Source organism: Streptococcus mitis (assembly GCF_946188685.1).
Lineage (GTDB): Bacteria > Bacillota > Bacilli > Lactobacillales > Streptococcaceae > Streptococcus > Streptococcus mitis_CC.
Window position 1 is genome coordinate 1 of the sequence record NZ_CAMHWH010000008.1, and the last position, 20,083, is coordinate 20,083.

General features: G+C 36.5%; 24 protein-coding genes and 2 pseudogenes. 4 read left to right on the forward strand and 22 right to left on the reverse strand.

The genetic code is table 11. The features are described 5' to 3' along the window. A pseudogene (locus tag N8N51_RS07765) lies at positions 1-248 on the reverse strand (bacteriocin-associated integral membrane family protein); the annotation flags it as partial. A 71-nt stretch (positions 249-319) separates the two neighbouring features. Then, positions 320-619, reverse strand: coding sequence for a lactococcin 972 family bacteriocin (locus tag N8N51_RS07770; RefSeq protein ID WP_261028829.1), 300 nt, complete (start codon positions 617-619; stop codon positions 320-322). 187 nt (positions 620-806) lie between these two features. Here N8N51_RS07770 and N8N51_RS07775 point away from each other — a divergent pair, with 187 nt between their 5' ends. From N8N51_RS07775 to N8N51_RS07785, 3 genes are read left to right on the forward strand one after another with little or no spacing between them, the layout of a single operon-like run. Next, on the forward strand, positions 807-1,070 hold the full coding sequence (locus tag N8N51_RS07775; RefSeq protein WP_261103954.1) for a hypothetical protein: 264 nt from the start codon (positions 807-809) through the stop codon (positions 1,068-1,070). A gap of 55 nt (positions 1,071-1,125) precedes the next feature. Continuing rightward, a complete protein-coding gene (locus N8N51_RS07780; RefSeq protein ID WP_000201399.1) occupies positions 1,126-1,290 on the forward strand; it encodes a hypothetical protein in 165 nt (54 codons plus the stop codon). A gap of 1 nt (position 1,291) precedes the next feature. Further along, positions 1,292-1,900, forward strand: a complete 609-nt coding sequence (locus N8N51_RS07785) for a hypothetical protein (protein ID WP_261103956.1) — start codon at positions 1,292-1,294, stop codon at positions 1,898-1,900. A 34-nt stretch (positions 1,901-1,934) separates the two neighbouring features. Here the strand turns inward: N8N51_RS07785 and N8N51_RS07790 are convergent, their stop codons facing one another. From N8N51_RS07790 to N8N51_RS07835, 10 genes are all read right to left on the reverse strand, one after another. Beyond that, on the reverse strand, positions 1,935-4,748 hold the full coding sequence (locus N8N51_RS07790) for a phage tail tip lysozyme (protein ID WP_261103958.1): 2,814 nt from the start codon (positions 4,746-4,748) through the stop codon (positions 1,935-1,937). Between the two features lie 11 nt (positions 4,749-4,759). After that, the gene (locus N8N51_RS07795) at positions 4,760-7,117 is read right to left on the reverse strand and encodes a VirB4-like conjugal transfer ATPase, CD1110 family (RefSeq protein WP_261103960.1); all 2,358 of its coding nucleotides are present in this window, start codon (positions 7,115-7,117) and stop codon (positions 4,760-4,762) included. Beyond that, the gene (locus tag N8N51_RS07800; protein ID WP_001097589.1) at positions 7,068-7,427 is read right to left on the reverse strand and encodes a PrgI family protein; all 360 of its coding nucleotides are present in this window, start codon (positions 7,425-7,427) and stop codon (positions 7,068-7,070) included. The genes N8N51_RS07795 and N8N51_RS07800 overlap by 50 nt, the downstream gene beginning before the upstream one ends. Before the next feature lie 53 nt (positions 7,428-7,480). Then, a complete protein-coding gene (locus tag N8N51_RS07805; RefSeq protein WP_001054256.1) occupies positions 7,481-8,335 on the reverse strand; it encodes a VirB6/TrbL-like conjugal transfer protein, CD1112 family in 855 nt (284 codons plus the stop codon). A gap of 16 nt (positions 8,336-8,351) precedes the next feature. Next, positions 8,352-8,594: a hypothetical protein gene (locus tag N8N51_RS07810; protein ID WP_000627865.1), complete on the reverse strand. Its 243-nt coding sequence runs from the start codon at positions 8,592-8,594 to the stop codon at positions 8,352-8,354. A gap of 20 nt (positions 8,595-8,614) precedes the next feature. After that, positions 8,615-10,492: a VirD4-like conjugal transfer protein, CD1115 family gene (locus N8N51_RS07815; protein ID WP_261104007.1), complete on the reverse strand. Its 1,878-nt coding sequence runs from the start codon at positions 10,490-10,492 to the stop codon at positions 8,615-8,617. Next, on the reverse strand, positions 10,492-10,980 hold the full coding sequence (locus N8N51_RS07820) for a hypothetical protein (protein ID WP_261103961.1): 489 nt from the start codon (positions 10,978-10,980) through the stop codon (positions 10,492-10,494). Before N8N51_RS07820 ends, N8N51_RS07815 begins: the two co-directional genes overlap by 1 nt. Further along, entirely contained in the window at positions 10,970-11,269 is a 300-nt protein-coding gene (locus N8N51_RS07825) for a hypothetical protein (RefSeq protein WP_000869753.1), read from the reverse strand. Before N8N51_RS07825 ends, N8N51_RS07820 begins: the two co-directional genes overlap by 11 nt. Before the next feature lie 281 nt (positions 11,270-11,550). After that, positions 11,551-12,387, reverse strand: coding sequence for a nucleotidyl transferase AbiEii/AbiGii toxin family protein (locus N8N51_RS07830; RefSeq protein WP_261103962.1), 837 nt, complete (start codon positions 12,385-12,387; stop codon positions 11,551-11,553). Then, entirely contained in the window at positions 12,387-12,977 is a 591-nt protein-coding gene (locus N8N51_RS07835) for a type IV toxin-antitoxin system AbiEi family antitoxin domain-containing protein (RefSeq protein ID WP_261103963.1), read from the reverse strand. Before N8N51_RS07835 ends, N8N51_RS07830 begins: the two co-directional genes overlap by 1 nt. Positions 12,978-13,170: 193 nt before the next feature. On the opposite strand from N8N51_RS07835, the pseudogene N8N51_RS07840 reads away from it, so the two are divergent. Continuing rightward, positions 13,171-13,281 (forward strand): annotated as a pseudogene (locus tag N8N51_RS07840) (IS30 family transposase); the annotation flags it as partial. A gap of 108 nt (positions 13,282-13,389) precedes the next feature. Here the strand turns inward: N8N51_RS07840 and N8N51_RS07845 are convergent. From N8N51_RS07845 to N8N51_RS07890, 10 genes are all read right to left on the reverse strand, one after another. After that, entirely contained in the window at positions 13,390-14,574 is a 1,185-nt protein-coding gene (locus N8N51_RS07845) for a hypothetical protein (protein ID WP_261103964.1), read from the reverse strand. Continuing rightward, entirely contained in the window at positions 14,571-15,164 is a 594-nt protein-coding gene (locus tag N8N51_RS07850; RefSeq protein ID WP_261103966.1) for an ATP-binding cassette domain-containing protein, read from the reverse strand. The genes N8N51_RS07845 and N8N51_RS07850 overlap by 4 nt, the downstream gene beginning before the upstream one ends. A 32-nt stretch (positions 15,165-15,196) precedes the next feature. Then, complete coding sequence (locus N8N51_RS07855; RefSeq protein WP_247933224.1) at positions 15,197-15,460, reverse strand: hypothetical protein; 264 nt, start codon at positions 15,458-15,460, stop codon at positions 15,197-15,199. Positions 15,461-15,682: 222 nt separating this feature from the next. Further along, on the reverse strand, positions 15,683-16,270 hold the full coding sequence (locus N8N51_RS07860) for a CPBP family intramembrane glutamic endopeptidase (RefSeq protein ID WP_261103968.1): 588 nt from the start codon (positions 16,268-16,270) through the stop codon (positions 15,683-15,685). Between the two features lie 2 nt (positions 16,271-16,272). Next, complete coding sequence (locus N8N51_RS07865) at positions 16,273-16,506, reverse strand: hypothetical protein (protein WP_000840776.1); 234 nt, start codon at positions 16,504-16,506, stop codon at positions 16,273-16,275. Between the two features lie 12 nt (positions 16,507-16,518). After that, entirely contained in the window at positions 16,519-16,899 is a 381-nt protein-coding gene (locus N8N51_RS07870; protein ID WP_022524954.1) for a thioredoxin domain-containing protein, read from the reverse strand. Beyond that, entirely contained in the window at positions 16,892-17,341 is a 450-nt protein-coding gene (locus tag N8N51_RS07875; RefSeq protein ID WP_261103969.1) for a hypothetical protein, read from the reverse strand. The genes N8N51_RS07870 and N8N51_RS07875 overlap by 8 nt, the downstream gene beginning before the upstream one ends. Next, the gene (gene dcm / locus N8N51_RS07880; RefSeq protein WP_261104008.1) at positions 17,325-18,683 is read right to left on the reverse strand and encodes a DNA (cytosine-5-)-methyltransferase; all 1,359 of its coding nucleotides are present in this window, start codon (positions 18,681-18,683) and stop codon (positions 17,325-17,327) included. The genes N8N51_RS07875 and dcm overlap by 17 nt, the downstream gene beginning before the upstream one ends. A 99-nt stretch (positions 18,684-18,782) precedes the next feature. Beyond that, the gene (locus N8N51_RS07885; RefSeq protein ID WP_261103970.1) at positions 18,783-19,562 is read right to left on the reverse strand and encodes a replication initiator protein A; all 780 of its coding nucleotides are present in this window, start codon (positions 19,560-19,562) and stop codon (positions 18,783-18,785) included. After that, positions 19,559-19,732 carry a hypothetical protein gene (locus tag N8N51_RS07890; protein WP_000159607.1) on the reverse strand — a complete coding sequence of 58 codons (174 nt, stop codon included), beginning with the start codon at positions 19,730-19,732 and terminating at the stop codon, positions 19,559-19,561. The genes N8N51_RS07885 and N8N51_RS07890 overlap by 4 nt, the downstream gene beginning before the upstream one ends. Positions 19,733-20,083 lie beyond the last annotated feature (351 nt).

Sequence of the window (20,083 nt, forward strand, 5' to 3'; positions counted from 1 at the left end):
AAGTGAGTCGTCCCATCCTTACTCGGCTCTACGATTCTTCTAGCTATTAAACTCTGTTCTGAGTTTGCAAAATTCTCTAATTCCTTTTCAAATACCTCACGCGTCGGTTCCTGAGTATCTTTTTTGACACGAAGTAAGGAAACGGAATCATAGCTTGCATATAAATATTGTGGCGCACGTAAGACAATAATCCAAGCAAAGAAGAAGCTGAGAAAAAAAGTTGACAAGCAAATAAATAGTTTCTTCATAGTAGACTCCTTATAAAAAAATAATTCCCCTTGTACGAGCTACAAGGGGAACGATTTAAATCAATGAACGATTAGTCATAATCATAGTAAAATGCTACTTGTTCACCCCATTTGGTCCAAATCCATGCGTAGGAGGTGTTTCCAGCAGGAGCTTCTCCTCTATCAGAATGACCATCCCATCTGCTCACGATGGATGAATAATGGTATTTGTCACCATGGTAGTAATTTGAAAAAGCCCAACCACCTCCCGAGCCTTCTCCGTATGTCCATACTCCTCCATCTGGATATTGTACAGCAGCTGATACGGCTCCCATTAATGTAAAGCTTGAAATAAGAGCTAGAGCGAGTAATCTATGTTTTTTCGTTTTCATTTTATTTTTCCTTTCAAAAAAAGCACACCCTGAGTAACAATGCGACAAAATAAATCCTCCTCTCTCTTTTTTTGAAACCGATTTCTTTATAGAGCAATAATAACATTTTAACTATTATATGTCAATTAATTTTAAGTAAATCAGAAAATTTTTTTCAAATAAACTATTGTAACAATAAAAAAAATAGATGACTTACAGAACCTGTAAGCCACCTAGTCAGTCGGTTTATTCTGGTGTCTGCCACCGCTTGGCCCTTACGTCCAAGATTGCTATCGGATTTCGTTCTGGTGTCCGCCACCGCTTGGCCCTTATGTCCAAGATTACTATCAGATTGACCATGAGCCGACCATTCATCTACACCATTATTCTAACGAATATGAGCTACAAACGCAAGAGAAAAACTTATTTTGGATTTATACACTATAAAAAACATACACTATCTTCAGATTGAACTTTTGTTCAAAATAAGCTATAATGAATTTAAGTAGAAACAGGAGGTAGAACAAATGGCTACAATCAGTTTAACACGTGATATAAAACTAACAAATGAAGATGCTCTAAAAATTCTTAATCATAAACCATCTAAAAAGCTACAAGCAGTCTTGAAATCTATTGAATCACAGGACGCTACCGCTCCAACGAAAAATAAACTCATTTCAAAGTATCTGTAAGATGACAATTCAAGTAACACCACTTAAGCAATATCTTGAAAATATTCAAGTGCTAGCTCCTGATAAAACTGAGAAACAAGTTCAGGATCTATTTAAAACTATCATTTTAGAAAATGTTGATTTCAACGGTAATGAAGAGATGTTGACTTATCTATCTGATAAAGCTCCCAATTTTGAAAAACAACATCGTTCTCGTAATTTTATCGTTGAAGAAACTGAAACAAATAACATCATAGGATTCTTTAGTTTATCTCTCAAAGTTGTTGATATTTCTGATTTAGAGAAATCCTTAAAAAAGGAACTCGTCCTAAAAGGTAAAAGTCCCAAAAATATTGATTATCTCCCTGTGTTACTTATCGGTCAATTCGGCAAAAACACAAAGCTAAATAAACTATCAGGACAAGAGTTATTTGAAATTGTAATTCAAAAAATTGAAGAATTTCGAGCAATTGTAGGAACTCAGATGGTATTTTTAGATAGTATCAATCATCCTAAAGTCATTCAATTTTATGAACAGTTCGGATTTGTTGCTTACAGTCAATTGATTAAAGACGATCATCAAGTAACTTATCAGCCTATGGCATTAAATATGTCACTTTATAAAAAATAAGAATCATGTCACCTAAACTGATGACATGATTCTTTTATTTCACTGTATAAGCAAAACTAATGGCACTATCTGCTTGCGAGATTTTTCTAAAGGTATAGTTAGGATTACCCCCATAGTTGGTCTCAGACACAAGGAAAGAACCATCATCATATACTTTCTCGACAAAAGCCACATGACCGTAGATGGCTGGTGTGCCATGTGTACCTCCTACAAAAGAAACAATGGCACCTGCTCTTGGTGTAGAGCCAGTTTCCCCACCAAGACTTGAAGCTGTCGCAACCCAGTCCTGACCATTTCCCATGGTATTAATGATTGAAATCTTTTCTCCATTTCTACCTTTTAATTTTAAGCCTAACTGGTTCATACGAGCCGCAACACCCCATGTACATTGTCCATAGGCATAGGCCATACCATCTCCACCACCAGGAACAGAATGATCATACAAGTCCCCACGAACACCTTCAAGGGATTGTGGATCACTCTTTGCCTGTCCTCCATTTGTTTGGCTAAAGCCTTTTTCAATTTGGTAATACCATTCCGTGGCTCTTGTTTGTCTTTCCAGTAGTTTGTCACCAGAATTTCCCTCCCAATAGGTAAGGAAGAGTTGGGCGAGATTGGCTGCACTGCCCGTATTTTTAAAGAAATCCTTTAACCAACTTTGATAGTAAGGACTATCCCCATGAAGCATAAAATCAAGTTGGAGGTCTAAATCATACCATTTCTTATTTTGGGTGCGTGCATAATTCAACAAGGCTGTATGACGTGTTGATCCATCTGCGGTATCTGTCCATTGCCCTAAACCCAAACCTCTATGAAGAATATTAGGATAAGCACCACTATAAATGGCTGGCCCTCCAATCGCTAACCAGCTTTCATCATCCCATGAGGAATCGGTAGCGCCAACAGGAGGAGATAAATAATCTCCTTCAGCTCGTTTAGGATTAATAGAAGACTCTACAGACCAATTTCCTAAAATTGCCGCAATGGCTTGGGGACTTGCCCCTTGAGATTTCAAAAACTCATAAATATGTTTTGCACGTTCAAACTCATCCCCACCAAACTGACCAATGGCAGGTAAGATAGTGGTCTGAAGTTGAATGACCTTTGGAAAATAAAATTGCGGATTGACATACACCAATTTTTCTTTCTTGTTCTTATACTTTTGATAGGAAACTTTCAAACCTGTATCGTCTGGTGTCTCACCAATAACATCACCCGTTAGGACTCTTGTTCCCTCAATCGCACGGCCATTATGAATAGAATACAAGGTCAATCGACTCTCATTCTCTCCTTTTCCGTTAGTGAGAATAACATTGTCTCCATCTAGAGATACAACTCCATCCATTGGTGCGACAATCGTTTGGTGAGCATTTGCTTCTAGTAGAATATACTCCTGAAGAGTAGGTTTCCCGTCTAAATCATAGTATCCGTAACGATAAGTCATGGTTAGACTATCTTCGTTGCTTTTCCCCTCAAATGGATTGTCCAATTCCTGCATGGAAGCATACACACCCTCTTCTTTTAGTTCCTTTATTTCCTCTTGATCGTCTTTCGAGAGTTTATACTTAGGAGTTTCATAAAGATCTTGCATGGATTTCAAATCTTCCCCATCGTTTAAATCATGCCACAAAGTAGACAGATAATCCTTGTAAGTTTTTGAACTAAATAAGTGAACTGGTTTGTGTAACTCATAGTCATGGAATTTAAAGTTCATATACCCCATCACATCATCAACTTTTGTGTAGTAGGTAATTCCTTTGTCATTTGTGCGAGTATGTTCTGCATCTTCCCAAGTTAGGTGGGTATAAGCTTTTGTTAATTCAAATTCATCTTGTTGAATCAAACTAGCAGATGAAAATCCTAAAAAGAAGCTCATCATAAGTAAGAGAAAAAAGACTAATCCTCCAACTATCCATGTTGCAGGATTTCCAGCCGCAAATGTAAATAAGGAAAAGGCTGCTTTTAGTTTTTGATAGATGTTTCGAACACTTGTAAAACCTTGTTTCTTTAATTTTCGAAACCGATTTTTAAAGGAACTTGGATTCTCTTTCGCTAGTTTCCATCCTTTTCCGGCCTTAAAATGATGGTATCGCTCTTTTGTGTTGGTCAGTCTTTTCTTGGTAAAACGACCTGTTGCTTGTCCTGTTTTGACACTAGCTTTCCCAATATTATAAGAAAGCCGACTATAGCGTTTCCCTTTTCTTATAGTCTCTTGAAGTGTGCGATAGCCTTCTAAATCTTCATTTTCTGAAGCTAACTCTCCTCCTTCACGTCCAAGGACATAAAGAAAAGTTTTGGCTTTCCTACTGACTTTTTTGGACTTATAGGCTTGTTTAGTAGATTTTAAATTTTCTTTTGCGGCCTTGACTTCTTTCTTAGCTTTTAATTCTTCTAAACTCTTCCCTTGAAAGAAAAAATTAGATTTATGTTTCGATTCCTGACCGTAGAGAAATTTTTGATTGGTTTTTCTTTCTTTACGACTCTCTTTTCTTTCTTCTTTTGCTTCTACCTTGGCTTCTCTAAATTGCTTCTTGGCGATTTTCAATCGTTTCCTAGCATGAGGCAATCGTCTGTCTCTTAATTCTTTGCGATTCAAAAGAGATGGAGGACTATTTTGAAGAATATGATTGTAGTCTTCATTTGCTTGTTTTACTCTCTCCTTTGAAGCTTCTCTCATCTCCTCTAGCTCTTCTTTTATCTCTTTTTTCCATGCTTTTTCATCCAGTACAGCGGAATCTTTTTTCTGTTTCTTCACCTCCTTCTTTCCTTGTTTCAAGAATTTCTTCTCATCTTTTAGACTTCTTCTAAATGCCTTTCGGGCACGTATGATTTCTCTTTTATCCTTCATTTACCTTCCCCTTAATTAGAAGCCATTTTATCAGGATCTGTACTCATGATATCAAACAATTGAGTACCTTGAGGAATCTTATTTTTAAAGGGAACGACAACGGAACCAGCTTTTATCAGTCCTGCCCCTTTTTCTGGATTGACAAGGTATTTTTCGAGTTCTTTTGACAAACCTAAGAGTTGAACCAGTTCTTCTCGGTCATTTTTTGCTTGTTTGAGGAGAATCATAAATTCACTATTGGCAATAATCCGTCTACCATTTGGATCTAACAATAAGGTTTCGACGTTTTGAGTTATTCCAGTCGGACTGGCTCCATATTTTCTGACACGACTCCACAATTTAAAGAAGAAATCACTGGCATATTTATCTAATAAGAGAAGCTGCATTTCATCAAAATAAATCCAGGTCTTCTTCCCTAATTTTTGGTTCCGAACGACACGATTCCATATCTGATCAAAAATCACCATAAGAGCGATTTGTTTCAGCTCATCCCCTAACTTTTTAACGTTATAAATCAAGAAATTAGATCCAGTCTGAATATTAGTCTTATGAGAAAAAATGTCAAGAGAACCTTCGACATACAGTTCCATATCAAGTGCCAAATTCTGCGCTTCTTCTTCTGGTTGTTGGCTCAAGACAAAGACCCATTCTTCCAAAGAAGGCTCTTTAAATGACTGATAGGTGAGTCTCGTAACTCGGTCGATAATCGATTTTTCTCTCCCATCCATTTTTCTATCCAATAACTTACCGATAAAGGATAAAAGAAATTCTGATTTTACCTTTACAGGATCCTCATCCATATTTTCCTCAGACAAGTCAAGGACATTGAGATAAGTTTGGGAATCGGGCGCAATATCAATCATTTCTCCACCAAAAGCCCGTCCAATGACACTGTACTCCGCTTCTGGATCAACGATGATAATTTCTGTATTTTCGCCAGATTCCTTGATTTTGGTCGTGATAATTTCATGCTTGGTTGCCATACCTTTTCCAGCTCCAGATGTCCCTAAAATCAGACCAGACGGTGTATTTAATAGGCTACGATCAATGGTAATAATATTGCTTGAGATTTGATTGATACCGTAATATTTCCCACTACGGTCTTGTAAATCTACTGAAGTCCATGGAGAGTTCACTGCTACATTAGATGTTAATAAACTACGTGATACTCCCTCTAAAAAATCACAACCAAATGGCAGCAAACTATTAAAGGCTGCTTCTTGCATATATGGAAGTTTATCAATCATTAGGTCATTTGAGCCGGCCACTTGTTGAATCGTGTCTAGAGCTTGTTTAAGTTCTTCTTCATCCTGACCAAAAACACCAATCAAAAAGACTGTTTGAAATAGTTTATCTCCTGTCTCTGTCATGGTTTTTAAGAGTTCCTCAGCTTCATCGATATTGCTTTCTAAAACATGGCCTACTTTTTCCAAATAGATACCTGTACGAGCAAGTTTTTGTTGTTCCCCAATCTTTTGGGATTCCATCAAGGTCTTCTTTGTTCGTAGTTTCTTCATAGCATCCGCCTTGGTCGAACTTTGAGCATGGAGGCTCACAATCAATTCCAAATCTCCTTGCATGAGGTCTCTGATAAACTGATCTCCTAACTCCATACCGTAGTCTCTGACATAGACAATCTGCAATAAGCGGTCATTGATTTGTAGGTAATTCTTGTTTTTAAAATCCAAGAGATTAGGTGCTATGAAGTGACGAGTTGTCTGACCAGATCTCGTTAAATCACGGTAAGAAAAAGGAAGATGGTGTTCTCCTCTAAGCATATCTGCCAACAAGTTGACACGCTCTTCTCCAGCCAAGGATTCAAATCGTGCATCAATTTCTGAGAAACCACTCTTGAAATATTCTCCTATTTGGGACAAGGAACGATAGGCTTGTTTGGGATTAGAATCCTTTCTTCCAAAGCTAATCAGTTTCACAGCTGAAAAGTTATTTTCCCCACTGTCTAAATTCTGATTCATCATCCGATTCAGTTCTTTACGATAGGTATCATACCCATCTTCTTTTTCCTCATACAGAACACTCTGTCTAAACTTTTCTAAATTCAATCTTTTATTAAAGATGGTCAATTGGAAGTTGGTTTGGTCATCTAGGGAGTTAATCAAATCAGAATACTTCTCAATGATTGCGCCCTTATCTTCCAAACCAACGGTCTGATAATTGACATCACCAAGTAAATAGCTTTGTGAGAAATAATCTTCTTTCACCTGCATCAGACCATTTTGATACAGGGCTTGATAGGAAAGAGTATTAGCCGTTGATGGTAACACTTCCTCTTTTTTTCCTTTAACTACTTCTTTCTGATTAGTCATTGAAGTTTTTTGTTTCTTTAATGTATTTGATTTTCTTTTCATGTTCAGGTCCTTTCTTTCCTGTAATTGTGCGTAGGGGAACCGTTAATTCAAAATGAAGACGGTATTTCAAATAATGTTCAAAATATAAATCATTGGGTTTATAGACTCCAAAAAGCATGAGGGGGATGGTAAAAGCAAACACAAAACCGTAAACAAACCAATCTCCAAATTGCCAGAAAAAGAGATTCAAACCCAAAACAATAATTGTGACAATAAAGGCTGGTAAAACAAAGATGATTTGCCTTGTAGTGAAGCCTAACCAAGCCCTGTGTTGGTATTTTGAGATGTCTTTAAAGACACGTGTATTCATGACTTTCCTTTCTAAAAAGGCTAAGAAGCAATCACTTCCTAGCCTTTATCTAATTACATACCTAAGATTGAGCGAGCCGTACGTTGAGAACCAACGAGGGCAATAATCAGTAAGATAGCTTGTATTAAACTACCAAACATAATCGCAAGAGATTGCAGGACTCCTGCACCATTTGAAACAGCTATTTTCCCAGCAGATTCAAACAAAGGAACAAGAGAAACAATCAGAAAAATGAGAACCCCTTGTACCGCATAGACCATAATATTTTTTAAATAGCCAATACCAATAGACTTCCACTCATCACTTAAAAATGTTGGAATCGTAAGAGGGGCAAATGGAATCATAAGGTAGAGTTGAATAAATCGAATAGATACCAAAAGATTGACCATAGCTGCACTTACTATCCGAACTAGCCAGATAAGGAGGGCGAAAAAGCCCACAATCATGCGGCCAATAAATCCTGACCCTTTTAATCCAGAGATGGTATCATACTTTGCCCCACCGTGAGCCACAATCGAGGCCACTTGTTCAATGGCGTGACTCGCAATCCCGATGATAGCTTCTACAATGACGGTAGTGTTGGTAATTACAACTGCGACCATAATATAACTAATCAACATCGGCGCTAAGGCTTCAAAGGTCATCGCTCCACCAGAGTTAGCAATTTTCTTTGCCATCTTCGAAAATTCTAGGATGAGAACAACTGATAAAATCGCAACTCCAAGAGGCTGCATGACACTTTTAGTAATACTAGACATATAAGTCCATACTGTTGGATTGTAGCTAGATAGAGATTTAATCAGATCTACCGTAGATTGTAAGTCCACATTAAATCCTTCAAATAAATTTTCAGCTGATATTTTTTCAGATGCAAGGTAAACAAAGGGTGAGACTAAACTAAGATTCATGTCATTGTTTATCCTCCTAAATTGAAATTTGAGTTACAAAGGCTCCAGCAGCCCCTACCATAACACCACCGACAATTTCCAGAATGGCATTCCGAACACCTGGTCCACCATCTTTAATGTTGGTTGCAAGGTTGACAATCCCCACAACAACGAGAAAGGCACCAACCGCAATCAATCCCTTCTGTAACAAAGACATAGCTTGTGCAAACATGGCACTTGCGTCTACTCCATAAACAAAACCTTTAAAATGCGTAATCATCTATTTCCTCTTTTCTATTTTTATTTTAAACTAGATTCAAAAGTTAAATCACGAATTCTAAGGCCTTCAAGATGATTTTCTTGTCTTTGATTCAAAGGATTGATTTGATAGTTCCACCACCGTTCATCGGTTTCTTGGTTGGCTAGGTACTTCCAGTTTGGATGCTTAGTGGAATTGTATTTTTTGCTTTTAAAGACTGGCATATTGGCAATTCGAACCAAGCATTCATGCCGTTTCATATTTCCGACTTCATCAGGTGTCATTAAATCACGAGCAATCTTTTGATGAGAAAGGGATCCTGAACCTGTCTGGCCAAAGGAACGACTAGTATTTCGAACATCAATGGTTTGTTTACCGAGTAACCCACTCATAAATTTAAAGGTATCTTCATCATTACCACCTAAGTAGACTAAGCTATCACAGTTCCCCAAAATGGTTTTCCAAGCTTCTTTTTCTTTATAGAGCCCTTGAAGTTGGGCAATATTTTGTAGAATGGGAACGAGACTCATATTCCGAGAACGAACTGTTGAGGTTTGTTCAGCAAAATCTGGGATTTCTCCGATATTTGCGAACTCATCTAAGTAGACTCTCACATGAAGAGGTAATTGACCCTTAAAATCAATATCTGCTTGTCTTGTTAGGGTTTGAAATACGGTTGAAAAAAAGAGGGCTGAAAGAAAGCGAAAGGTACTATCGTTATCTGGGATAACTAAGTAAACCATTGATTTTTCCTTGCCCCATGTCTTCATATCAAGGGTATCTCTTTTGGTCAAATCCATGACACTTTGAATATTGAAGAGGGCAAATTTAGCAGTGGTTACAGCTATAACAGAATCCAGAGTCTTATCCTTATAATTTTGGAAATCTGCCCAATTTCGCATGGTAAAATTTTCAGTTCCATACTTTTTAGCATAATTTTCAAATAGAATTTCTAAGACACTTTTTTCTTGGTTTTCACCCTTGGATAAGTGTTTAATGAGTTTTGAGATTTCAGCAAAACTTGGATAACGCCCTCGTTTTTTTCGCTCTTCCACTTCTTTTTTTTGACGTTTCAACAAGTTTTGATATTCTTTTTGACTTAAACGACTTTCTTCTATGAGCTGTTCTCTTGTTTTGGGTGGATTATAGAAATCGACCAAGTAGGAGGCTAAAGCTCGTACCAAAGTCATAGAAGCTTCATCCCAAAATGGATCACTACGAGAGCCAGAGCCTTTGGTGTTATTGAAATAAACCGTCAGCATGCGATTCAAATCATTTTCTGTCTCTATATAGCGAAAAGGATTGAAGCCATCTGAGTTATTCATATTGACTAAATCTAACACCTTTACTTGGTAGGCATGTTCTAAAAAGAGTTTTCCTGTTTTCTCAGCTAAGTGATCTTTAGGATCCACTACTATATTAGAACTATTCATCTGGATGAGATTGGGTTTCACAAAGCGAAATGTCTTCCCACTTCCTGAACCTCCAATCACCGCAATATTCTTATTTCTATCATATTGTGGTGGCTTTTTATCTAACAAAGTTAGACGAACATCTTGGGCTAAGATCGTATCATGAGAAAACTCCTTACCGTAAAAGAGCTTCTTTTCTTTTAGAGTTCCAAAACGAGCACTACCGTATTCTACTCCTTCTCGGTATTGTTTCTTACCGGTCTCTAGATAAAGATACGCCAGTAACATCATCACAAAACCTAGTAGAAAAAAAGCACTTGATTTTCCAGTAAAGGAAACATTCCATGGCGACTGAAGAACTTCATCTTGACCTTCCATCAGAAGATGAGTCCATTTATCTAAGGTATTTCCAGTATAGGAATCATACAAAAGCGTCAAACGATGAAAAAGATAGCCTAGTAAGATACCTAACAGTGAGAATAGTAGGAATTTCTTTCCACTGTACATCATCTCACCATCTCTTTCTGTTTGACGGCTCCTTCTTGTGCAAAGGTAATTTGGGATTTAGCCTCATCAATTGCATCGTCTAATGACTTATCCATGGTAAAATCAGCTAATTTCTCCGGATCATTAACCATTTTTTCTAACAGATGGTCTAAATGATTGTCTAGAATCGAACGGTCTTTCGTGTAGAAATGTAGAGAATCCCCTTGCCAAGCGATGGCTAAAGGAATCTCTTCTTTTTCTAAAAAAGCTTTAAATTTCTCTATATCAATTGGTTTGTCTAAAAAATCTTTTTTCAGATTAATCGTATCAATCGAATAAGGAGATTGTAGCAATTCTTCTAATTTCTGGACCCCTATCTTATAGGCGGAATCCTGTGCTAAAGCCTGACGTCTAGACCATTCTAGAATCTTTAAGAGACTTTTGACAGTAAATAAAAGACTACGCTCTACATATTGAACTGCCATTCGTTCCTGTTGTTCAGAGGACATCTGATGCCTCCTTCTTAACAAATAGCAGCTTTCCTTCTTTATAACGATAAGCTATCAATTTCTGACGTTGCTTAATCGACTTGACAACCTGCAGTAAATCTCTCGAATAAGGTTCTCGAAGAGTAACTTCTACTGCTTTCCCATCAAAGATACCAACACGTTTAAATTCAATGTAGTCTTTTTTGAGATGTCCTAAGCCCATACCAAAAGGAAAGTGATGAATCAATTGGATGGTACAACCACCTTTATTTCCCATTTGTTTCAAATCATACAAGTTTACTACCTTCATGATTAACTCCTTTATCTAGTTTGTCGCATCGTTTAAGTCTGGTAACGATAAACTCCGTGTCTGTTAGAAAATTCTCACACACGTCTTGTGCCAGTTGCCCTTCACAGGGAAATACTCTCAGTCCCTACTTACACAGGCACGCTAATCAAGACGGAGTGGATTCAATTTTCAAAGAACAGGTAGCTTTATTATAGATAAGAGTAGTTGAAATTTTTATCACATTTTGAGGTTGTTGGAATAAAAAAAGCAACTCACTGCTTTACGAATGAGTTACTTTTGTACTAAAATATTTGTTGCATAATTTCCCTAATAACCTGAACAGAGTTATCAAATGAGATATCTTTAGCATACTTAAATTGACGTTGATAACGAATCCATAGCTCTTTCTGATAATCAGAAAGTTCAATTTCTCTCACTTGTTCTTCCCAATTATAAATGATTTCTTTACTTTTACGTTTTTCTGCCGTATTCTCAAGTGCATTTTTTAATACTTCAAGATTAATCTCTTCTTTTCTAAGTTTATACAAGGTGAAAAGATCATATCGATCACGTGGGCGTGTCGAAGCTAATCCCCTACTGATGATTGTTTCTAACTTTTCAGCAAGTACAGTCTCTAGATTATATGTCCATATCTTGATGCTTTCATTAGTAAAGATAGAAGTCATTGAATAAGTTATTTCTCTTGGTGTGATCTTATCACCAGTAGTAATATCAATAAAAACAACCTCTTTTAATGTATCAAAAGCCGCATTTAATTTTAATGAAAATCCTCCATATTCATCATCTTGGCGAATAGGCTCTAGCTTATCTACTGAAAATGAAAATCCATCAGTTTTAGAACAAAGAATTTCTTCAAATATATGAATCAAATTTTCTCTGCTCATTTCGGTTCCCCTCAGAGTGACATCTAAATCCATTGTTGTTCGCTTATCTAGTCCAATCATTTGACCTATTAGATACCCTCCTTTTACAATGAAGGAATCTCTATAAGAACTAGTAGAAATCAGCTTTAACACTTGCTCAATTAAATAATGTTGTTGTACTTGTTGAGCTGGAATTCCCTTATCTTTTGAAATATTTTTGATTTTTGCTTTAAAGCTATTCGCATTTGAAAACATTAAGATAGCACCTCCGTATAAGATTGTAACTTATCAGTTACTTTAAATAACTGGGCATAATAAAATAATTTGTGTAAATGAATTTGATTCTGTTGAAAATATTTCTTAAATGCTGGTGCAATAATTTGAAGATCCACCTGATGAACTGGTCTTAGACACTCGACCAAAACTCGTTCAACTTCATAAACTTTAATAAATTGACCAGGAAGACGCTCTATTTCAATAATTCCCTCACTATAGTGAGAACGTAAAATAATAGGACATATATCTGCTTCCTTAATGTTTTTGGTATTCGTACCATAAGGAAAACTCATCGTCATGTTAAAAGGGATAGTCAAAGATAAACCATGTAACCAAAGTGCTGTCTCCAAAGAAAAGATTCCCTTTGGAAATCGATACTGAAGGACAAACCACTCATCTAAATAAATATCAGGTAAGCGATATAAGCCTTTTTCATCAGCATCGATTTTTCCTTCTGTAACCATTTTCAATAAGGTTTTGTAGTGTAAATTTTCATCCATTACTTGTTTAAAAGTTAAAAAACCATACTGATTGAAAGAGTTCATCAGTTTCTCTCTTTTATCAACCATATCATTCTCCTTTCTTAGAAATAAAATGCTAACATCTTCTATATATGTTAGCATTTTATTTCTTTAAAATCAATTCATTTAGTTTATTTATTTCAAAATCAATCCATACGTAAGACAGACCAGCTATTATTAAAGAAAAAATAAGATATAGACTGATAGGTTCCACACCAAATGTAGCCCCATACTTCAGGAAACTAAGAAAACGACTCCCAAAGAAGTCGCATTCATCGAAAATTGGATTAATAACTATCCTAAAAAATTCTTGCACTACAAGTCTCCTAGAGAATTTCTTCTTGGTTGCTAACTTGAACTTGAAATTTGGCGTTTTCTTCTTGATGTCCGCATCAAAAAGAGAGAACCTAGTTGGTTCCCTCACTCTGTTAGTTTTTTCCTCACCTTCCCTATAGGAATACTAAGACCTATTAAAAACTTCCTTTTTACGTGAACTTCCCCATCTTTCGATAAATAGAATCCCCACTAACAAAAGGATAATCAAGCAAATAAGTAAGACCATCCCCATGCTCCAATTTAGATTGACATTATCAATTTGCTTAGGCAATCTTCCAGATAAAATCTCTACTGAACGCAAGTAAGTAAAGGGAATCAGATGTGCAATACTCTGAAGAGGCTGGATCGTTTGGATACCAAACAATAAGCCAACAATCCCAATGAGGGAAAGGAAGAGAACAGGCATTTTTTGCTTGAAAAAATAAGCAATCAAGTAGACGACTTCCACAATGACGATAAAGGCTAAGAAAGCTAAGAGCAAGCTAGGAAATAACACATCCTGTATTTTTCCAATAGTTACCTCTTGATTCGTTAAGCTATAGATTGGGTAGGGATAATCTAACTGTCCAAAACCACTTATCAGACTTCCCGCTAAAAAAGAAAATCCACAGATTCCGATAAACAGCACGGTTACATAACTCATCCCAACTCCAAGAGACGACATGGCAAATGTCACTTTTGAAAAAGGATATAACTGAGCTGTATCGAGATTATTTTGATATCTTTCTGCGAACAGTTGTGTCAACATAAAAATAATAGTAATCACAAACAAGCTTGGGATGATAACCTCTAAAATCCAGACAATCTGATCAATCCCGTGGGTCGGATAATCTAAATTGTGCGCTTTTATGTTCAAGGGATACAGGGCTTGGTAAATCTTTCGTTGGCGGTCAACCGCCATTTTTAATTCAGAGTTAGAAGTCGGTTCATTTGACATAACTTCATAATTCTTCTCTTCATCTTGCCACTGCAAATAGTAGGCTTCTTTCCAGCGCCCTTCTTTTAATAAAGTCAGAATTTCTGTCTTTCGCTTCAAAAGATTTTTTTGCAAGTCTAAATTACTTTTTGCAAACTGGTATTCTTCCGAGCTGGTATCAGACATTTGAGAGAGTTTCGCTTCATTTTCATTGATAGCTCTCTCATTCGCTACAAGATGGGCATCCAACCTAGTCTCCAAGCTGACTGAGTTTGCAGTCTGACTATTGAAATAAAAGGTAACACCGAGTACAGATGCAAATAAAAATAAGATAATCCAGTTTAAGCGACTTTTGAAAACTTTCTTTAACAAAAATAGGCTAATATATTTCATAACGGAACCTCTTCTATCTGCCCCTGATGAATGGTTACCATGCTATCGCAAATCTCCACTAACTCCTCTTTGTAGTGGGAACTCAAAAGAACCAGCTGTTCTTGTCTATTGATTTGTGCCAGTCTATCAAAAAATTTCTGTCGATAATACTCGTCTAAGCCATTTGTAATCTCATCCATGAGCCAGCATTTCGCTTGACTGAGGAAGTACATGGCAATCACCAAGCGTTGCTTCATACCTAAGGAATACTTGCGAATGGGAAGGCTGATATAATCAGACATTTCCCAGTAGGCGATTTCATCCCTCAAGTTCAGGTCTGACTTCCAGATGTTTTTGATAAGACGAAGGTAGTCCATCCCACTTAAGTTTCCATCCAGCCATTCAACGCTCTCATAATAAAATAAAGAAGGAGGAACTGCGATATGTCCACTACTAAGGAGAAGCAACTTGCTCATAGCTCGGAACAGTGTCGTCTTTCCCGATCCATTGATAGCAAGAACTCCATAAATCCTACCCTTTTTAAATGTGAAATCCGCATCTTGCAAGATGACTTGTCGCGTTTTTAAGGTAACATGAGTAAGCCTTAACATATCCAGCCCTCCTTTTCATCACTCTTTAAGGATTAATAGCCTCCGCTGTAGAGGTTTAGTACCTCATAACGAGCATAGTTCCAGCCTCCGCCAACTTTATACTCAGAATAGCTGTAATAATGAGACCATTCCGGAATGTCCTTATATCTATATCCATGGAAATTCATACTATAGCCATAGTAGGGATTATAATCATACCGATAACTTTTAAGAACGCTTTTAGCAGATACACTAGACTGAAAAAGACCAATAGATAACAAACTAGCTAATAAAACGACTATTGCTGATTTTTTCATGGTTTTCACCTCACTAATATATTTACTTTCGAAAGCGCTTTAATTATATCATTTTTTTATCTGTTATGCAATAGTTTTTTGGATTTATTTTAATAATATATAACATTCGTAACTTCTCAAAGTAACTCCCATTGTCTGTAGCAACTGTCCAAAAAAGAGGATGGATTGTGGGGAACTGGAAGTTAGTTTTAGAAGCTACCTAAATAAATCAGGTCACCTATTTTAAAAAAACAGCAAACTATAAACTAGTAGATTCCACACCAAATGTAAACCCATACTTCCCCATAAGTCAGATTTATAGCGCACCATCCCTAAAAACATCCCAAGTGAAACATATAAACACCAAGCTAGAATGGTTCCTGGATGATGTACTAAGGCAAATAAAACACTTGTCAAGGCAATTCTGATATCTAATTTTTTAACCAAGTTCCATAAAATTTCTCGATACAGAAATTCTTCAACCATACTCGCATTGATTAAGAACAATAAAAATGAAAACCAAGGAACCTGATGTTGTAGGCCAATTAAGTTTGCTTGATTCGTGCTTCCTTGCGCATGGATTAAGCTAAAACATAGACTTATAATCAGTAGGCTAGCTAATCCAATACCAAGCCATTTCATCCTAGATTTCATATCGATTTTATGCGCTTGTTTACGTTGACCATACATCCATAAAAATGAAATGAGTGACGCACCATAGAGAATCTGTAGTATAGTTAACTCACCGATACAAAAAAATTTCAGTAAGTATAGAGATACCAATAAGACATTTACTTGTTGGAATATATAAACTGGAATTATTCTTTTCATAGTTACCTCCGAAATAAATCTTCATAATCTAAATCTAATACCTGCACAATCCTTTCTACCCATGGACTTTGAGGCATTCGTTGTTCCATCTTATAGTGGCGAATCTTTTGATACAAACGATTCAATTCACTTGGATAGTGAAACTCTCCCGCAAACATTTTTCTGGTTAACTCAATCCAGCTGATATTTCTTTCAGCCAATATAATGGACAAATTCTCCCAAAATCGTTCAGCCATATTGCTTCTCCTTTAACTAGATAAATAATGTGTTTGTTCCATGTAAATCAATTGTTTCGTATCTCTTGGCAATAAAGCCCTAGCCTCTTCCAAATTCAGATTTGGATAAACTCGCTTATTTGAAACCGCAAGTGGAAGTCTGATGGTTAGTTCAGGATTTTTTAATATCATCTCAATGAAATCCGTTAATCTTAGATTGTCACGGTTCTTAAATCGTAATAAATTGGGAGATAAAAACTCAAAACAATCTGAAGAATAGCTCATCATCTCAATTAATTTGTCCTTTGTCATTTCAGAAATCGAATGACAAGATACCTCGATACCGTAGTTTTGAAAGAAATCTAAAAGAAGTTGATTTCTATGGTTATTTTTACTCAGATAGAGATCAATCATGGGAGACCTCCAAAAGATTCGGTTCCATTTGATATTCTGAGACGATTAAGGAATCTAATAACTTTGAGAAGTTAATCGATTTCTTGTCTTCATCATAAGCTTTTACAGTTACTTGGGTTGTAAGTATTCCCTCTTTTCCCTCGGCTCGATAGCCTTGTCCATATAAAACAAAAACAAGATTCTGATTATCATCTACAAAGGCATCAGCTCCATTCTTTATATCCTGACTTTCAAGGAATTCCATAATGTTTTGAAGATAGGATTCATAAAATAGTGGGTAATTATGTTTTTTATGGTAATCATCTAAAAATGTCACCTCAAACTCACATGGATAATTAGGCATTAAAAATATTTGTTCATCCAGCTGTTTGATTTCTGCGTCATGTAATTCTGTTTCTAATTCATCACAATCTAGTATTGATTCTTTATTTAATGCTTTCATCTTTTTCCTCTATTTCTTTTAATTTCTTTGCGATTGCAGCAATCACAGGAACGGTTACACTATTACCAGCTTGTTTATAGAGCTGACTATTACTAGAGACTTTTCTAGCAGCTTCAAAAGCCCAATCAGGAAAGCCCTGCAGTCGAAAACACTCTTTAGGAGTGATTCGTCGTATCCTCAGACGGTAAAATTGCCCATCAATTAAGACACCGGCTACATGATAAACCTGCTTATCTTCCCCTTCATAGCTAGCCACTACTACTCCCATTTGACCACTAGTTGTTAACGTATTCGCTATACCTTTTCCAACTCTACCACGACGATACTGAGAACTTGGTCTTTCTAAATTAATTGAATCTCCTATTTCTGCTTGAGCATATCCTTTTTTCGTTGCCTCTCGGACTTTTAGAAATTGGATTGGTTCTGGAATCAGTATTTTGGGGATTTTATCTCCTCCTTGCATTGTAGTCAGTGTTGGAGATAGCCCCTCACTTCCATAGACGCGACCAGTTTCCTTAAAGCTAGTTGGTAAATCTCCAACAACGACAATACCATGGCGATCCTGAGTATTTAAAGTAAACATTGGCTCTTGATTATCCTTGAAACGTCTACCATTTTGTCTCTTGTCTAATCTATCTGGTGTTATGCAAGGAATAGCAACCTTAAATCCTTCGCCTTTTCCACGGACTAAGGTTGGCGCAAGACCTTCTGAATAATAGACTTTACCACTCATTCCACTTTTTGATGGATTCAAATTTCCTAGTGCTTTCAAAGTTTCAGAGTTAGTTGCTTGACCTTCTCGTCTGAAAGGAAATAAGAGTCTGGTACCTTTCTTTCTAGAATGTCCGATAATAAACACCCTCTCTCTGTTTTGGGGAACGCCAAAATCCTTACTGTTAAGCACCTGCCACTCAACATCAAACCCCAACTCATCAAGTGTAGTAAGGATTGTGGTGAACGTCCGTCCCTTATCGTGATTGAGTAGGCCTTTAACATTTTCAAGAAAAAGAAAACGTGGTTTGATTTGTTTGGCCGCCCGAGCAATTTCAAAGAACAAAGTTCCTCTAGTATCTTCAAATCCCAATCGTCTTCCTGCGATTGAAAATGCTTGACAAGGGAATCCCCCACAGATGACATCGACTTTCCCTCTAAGTTTTTTAAATTCGTCATCTGAAACATCTCGTATGTCATGAAATTCTATTTCTCCTTCCGTTTGAAAAATGGACTTATAAGATTCTCTAGCAAATTTATCAATCTCACAAAATCCAATACACTCGTGTCCGACACTTTCCATTCCAAGCCGAAATCCACCTATACCTGAAAATAAATCAATAAATCTCATTTCTTTATCACCCCTTTCTGATCGACTATCAATGTCCAAAGTGTCACTCCACTTGAAATTAAAATAAGAATGACTAATACCCACTCGATTGGCGACATTTTAACCACCTCCTTTTCTAACACGGTTATTCCAAACAGAATACAAGCCGTTAAACACAAATTCAGCCAAAACCTCCGCTCGTCTAACAAAGCGAACATTGTCAAGAGCATACTGATAGATTCTCTCAAAATCAGTCATAGCAATTTCACTGGCTGTTTCAGAAAAACCCTCTCGTCTAAATTGATCTTGTACCAATCCCCAAATATAATCTCGATCATATTTTGTGACCTTTTCTACTTTTCTTCTCAAAATAGGTTGAGAATTCCTTTCTTCCTCATCCTCAATAAATAAAGAATCAGTCTCACTATATTTAGTCTCACTAACTTCAGTCTCACTAGGGGCCGAATAAGATACGGGGGCCGTTTCATTTTCATCCTGCCCTAGTCTTTTTTTAACACTAGGCCTGTTCGAACTAGCTACTGGGGTAGAAGACAACTCCCCTAAATAAATCTTATTAGCGAGTCTCCCTTTCTCACTTGAAGACTGTTGGACTTCATCAATTAAGTCATATTCTTTAAGAACTTTTTTGATTGATAGTAGTTTTGACTTCGAACAACCTAACAGCCTCATCAGTTTAGAATTAGAAAATACTAAATAGACCGCTCCTTCTTCGTCTATCCAACCACGACTGAGAGATAATTCTAAACGATCTTTTAAAATAGAATAAGCTACCTTTACTTCTAGTTTCATATCCATATATTTCTCATCCTCAAAAAGAATTTTAGGTAATTTATAATACCGTTCTGAAGTTTGGTATTGATTTGCGGTAATTCGTTTCATAGCGCTCCTCCAAGTTCTTTGAGTATTAAATCTCCACTTGATTCCAAGCGAACCAAGCCACTTTTTTCTAATTCAGCCATAAGAGAGATGGCTTCAACAATGTCAATTCCCATTTCACGTACTAAAAATGAAATGACAATATAGCGTGATGATTGTAATTCTTTTGTCATTTTTCCTCCAGAAAATAAAAAAACGGAAAGATTGTGAAATTCCTTTCCGTGACATAATAAATATTTGAACACCAAACTCAACACCAAAAAAATGTTTTTATTGATGATTATTGCTCAATCAAGCACTTATAACAATGTAAAAAATAAAAATCTGTACTCACAAAAACCCTTGAAATTCAAGGGTTTTAAGCATTTATTCTACTTCACAATGTTTTATTATTTTAATTCTTCTAGACCAACCATTGAATAGTAGCCATTGAGTTTTTTTCCTTTCGTAGCAAGGGTTTAGAGCCCCTATTTTATTTTACGATCGTTTGAACATAGGGAGTTTTCAAATGAATGATGTCCAAA

Bases quoted from the DNA above. Each gene is read 5' to 3' on its own strand.
- N8N51_RS07770 (WP_261028829.1), bottom strand. From the start codon at position 619: ATGAAAACGAAAAAACATAGATTACTCGCTCTAGCTCTTATTTCAAGC.
- N8N51_RS07775 (WP_261103954.1), top strand. From the start codon at position 807: ATGACTTACAGAACCTGTAAGCCACCTAGTCAGTCGGTTTATTCTGGT.
- N8N51_RS07780 (WP_000201399.1), top strand. From the start codon at position 1,126: ATGGCTACAATCAGTTTAACACGTGATATAAAACTAACAAATGAAGAT.
- N8N51_RS07785 (WP_261103956.1), top strand. From the start codon at position 1,292: ATGACAATTCAAGTAACACCACTTAAGCAATATCTTGAAAATATTCAA.
- N8N51_RS07790 (WP_261103958.1), bottom strand. From the start codon at position 4,748: ATGAAGGATAAAAGAGAAATCATACGTGCCCGAAAGGCATTTAGAAGA.
- N8N51_RS07795 (WP_261103960.1), bottom strand. From the start codon at position 7,117: ATGAAAAGAAAATCAAATACATTAAAGAAACAAAAAACTTCAATGACT.
- N8N51_RS07800 (WP_001097589.1), bottom strand. From the start codon at position 7,427: ATGAATACACGTGTCTTTAAAGACATCTCAAAATACCAACACAGGGCT.
- N8N51_RS07805 (WP_001054256.1), bottom strand. From the start codon at position 8,335: ATGAATCTTAGTTTAGTCTCACCCTTTGTTTACCTTGCATCTGAAAAA.
- N8N51_RS07810 (WP_000627865.1), bottom strand. From the start codon at position 8,594: ATGATTACGCATTTTAAAGGTTTTGTTTATGGAGTAGACGCAAGTGCC.
- N8N51_RS07815 (WP_261104007.1), bottom strand. From the start codon at position 10,492: ATGTACAGTGGAAAGAAATTCCTACTATTCTCACTGTTAGGTATCTTA.
- N8N51_RS07820 (WP_261103961.1), bottom strand. From the start codon at position 10,980: ATGTCCTCTGAACAACAGGAACGAATGGCAGTTCAATATGTAGAGCGT.
- N8N51_RS07825 (WP_000869753.1), bottom strand. From the start codon at position 11,269: ATGAAGGTAGTAAACTTGTATGATTTGAAACAAATGGGAAATAAAGGT.
- N8N51_RS07830 (WP_261103962.1), bottom strand. From the start codon at position 12,387: ATGTTTTCAAATGCGAATAGCTTTAAAGCAAAAATCAAAAATATTTCA.
- N8N51_RS07835 (WP_261103963.1), bottom strand. From the start codon at position 12,977: ATGGTTGATAAAAGAGAGAAACTGATGAACTCTTTCAATCAGTATGGT.
- N8N51_RS07845 (WP_261103964.1), bottom strand. From the start codon at position 14,574: ATGAAATATATTAGCCTATTTTTGTTAAAGAAAGTTTTCAAAAGTCGC.
- N8N51_RS07850 (WP_261103966.1), bottom strand. From the start codon at position 15,164: ATGTTAAGGCTTACTCATGTTACCTTAAAAACGCGACAAGTCATCTTG.
- N8N51_RS07855 (WP_247933224.1), bottom strand. From the start codon at position 15,460: ATGAAAAAATCAGCAATAGTCGTTTTATTAGCTAGTTTGTTATCTATT.
- N8N51_RS07860 (WP_261103968.1), bottom strand. From the start codon at position 16,270: ATGAAAAGAATAATTCCAGTTTATATATTCCAACAAGTAAATGTCTTA.
- N8N51_RS07865 (WP_000840776.1), bottom strand. From the start codon at position 16,506: ATGGCTGAACGATTTTGGGAGAATTTGTCCATTATATTGGCTGAAAGA.
- N8N51_RS07870 (WP_022524954.1), bottom strand. From the start codon at position 16,899: ATGATTGATCTCTATCTGAGTAAAAATAACCATAGAAATCAACTTCTT.
- N8N51_RS07875 (WP_261103969.1), bottom strand. From the start codon at position 17,341: ATGAAAGCATTAAATAAAGAATCAATACTAGATTGTGATGAATTAGAA.
- dcm (WP_261104008.1), bottom strand. From the start codon at position 18,683: ATGAGATTTATTGATTTATTTTCAGGTATAGGTGGATTTCGGCTTGGA.
- N8N51_RS07885 (WP_261103970.1), bottom strand. From the start codon at position 19,562: ATGAAACGAATTACCGCAAATCAATACCAAACTTCAGAACGGTATTAT.
- N8N51_RS07890 (WP_000159607.1), bottom strand. From the start codon at position 19,732: ATGACAAAAGAATTACAATCATCACGCTATATTGTCATTTCATTTTTA.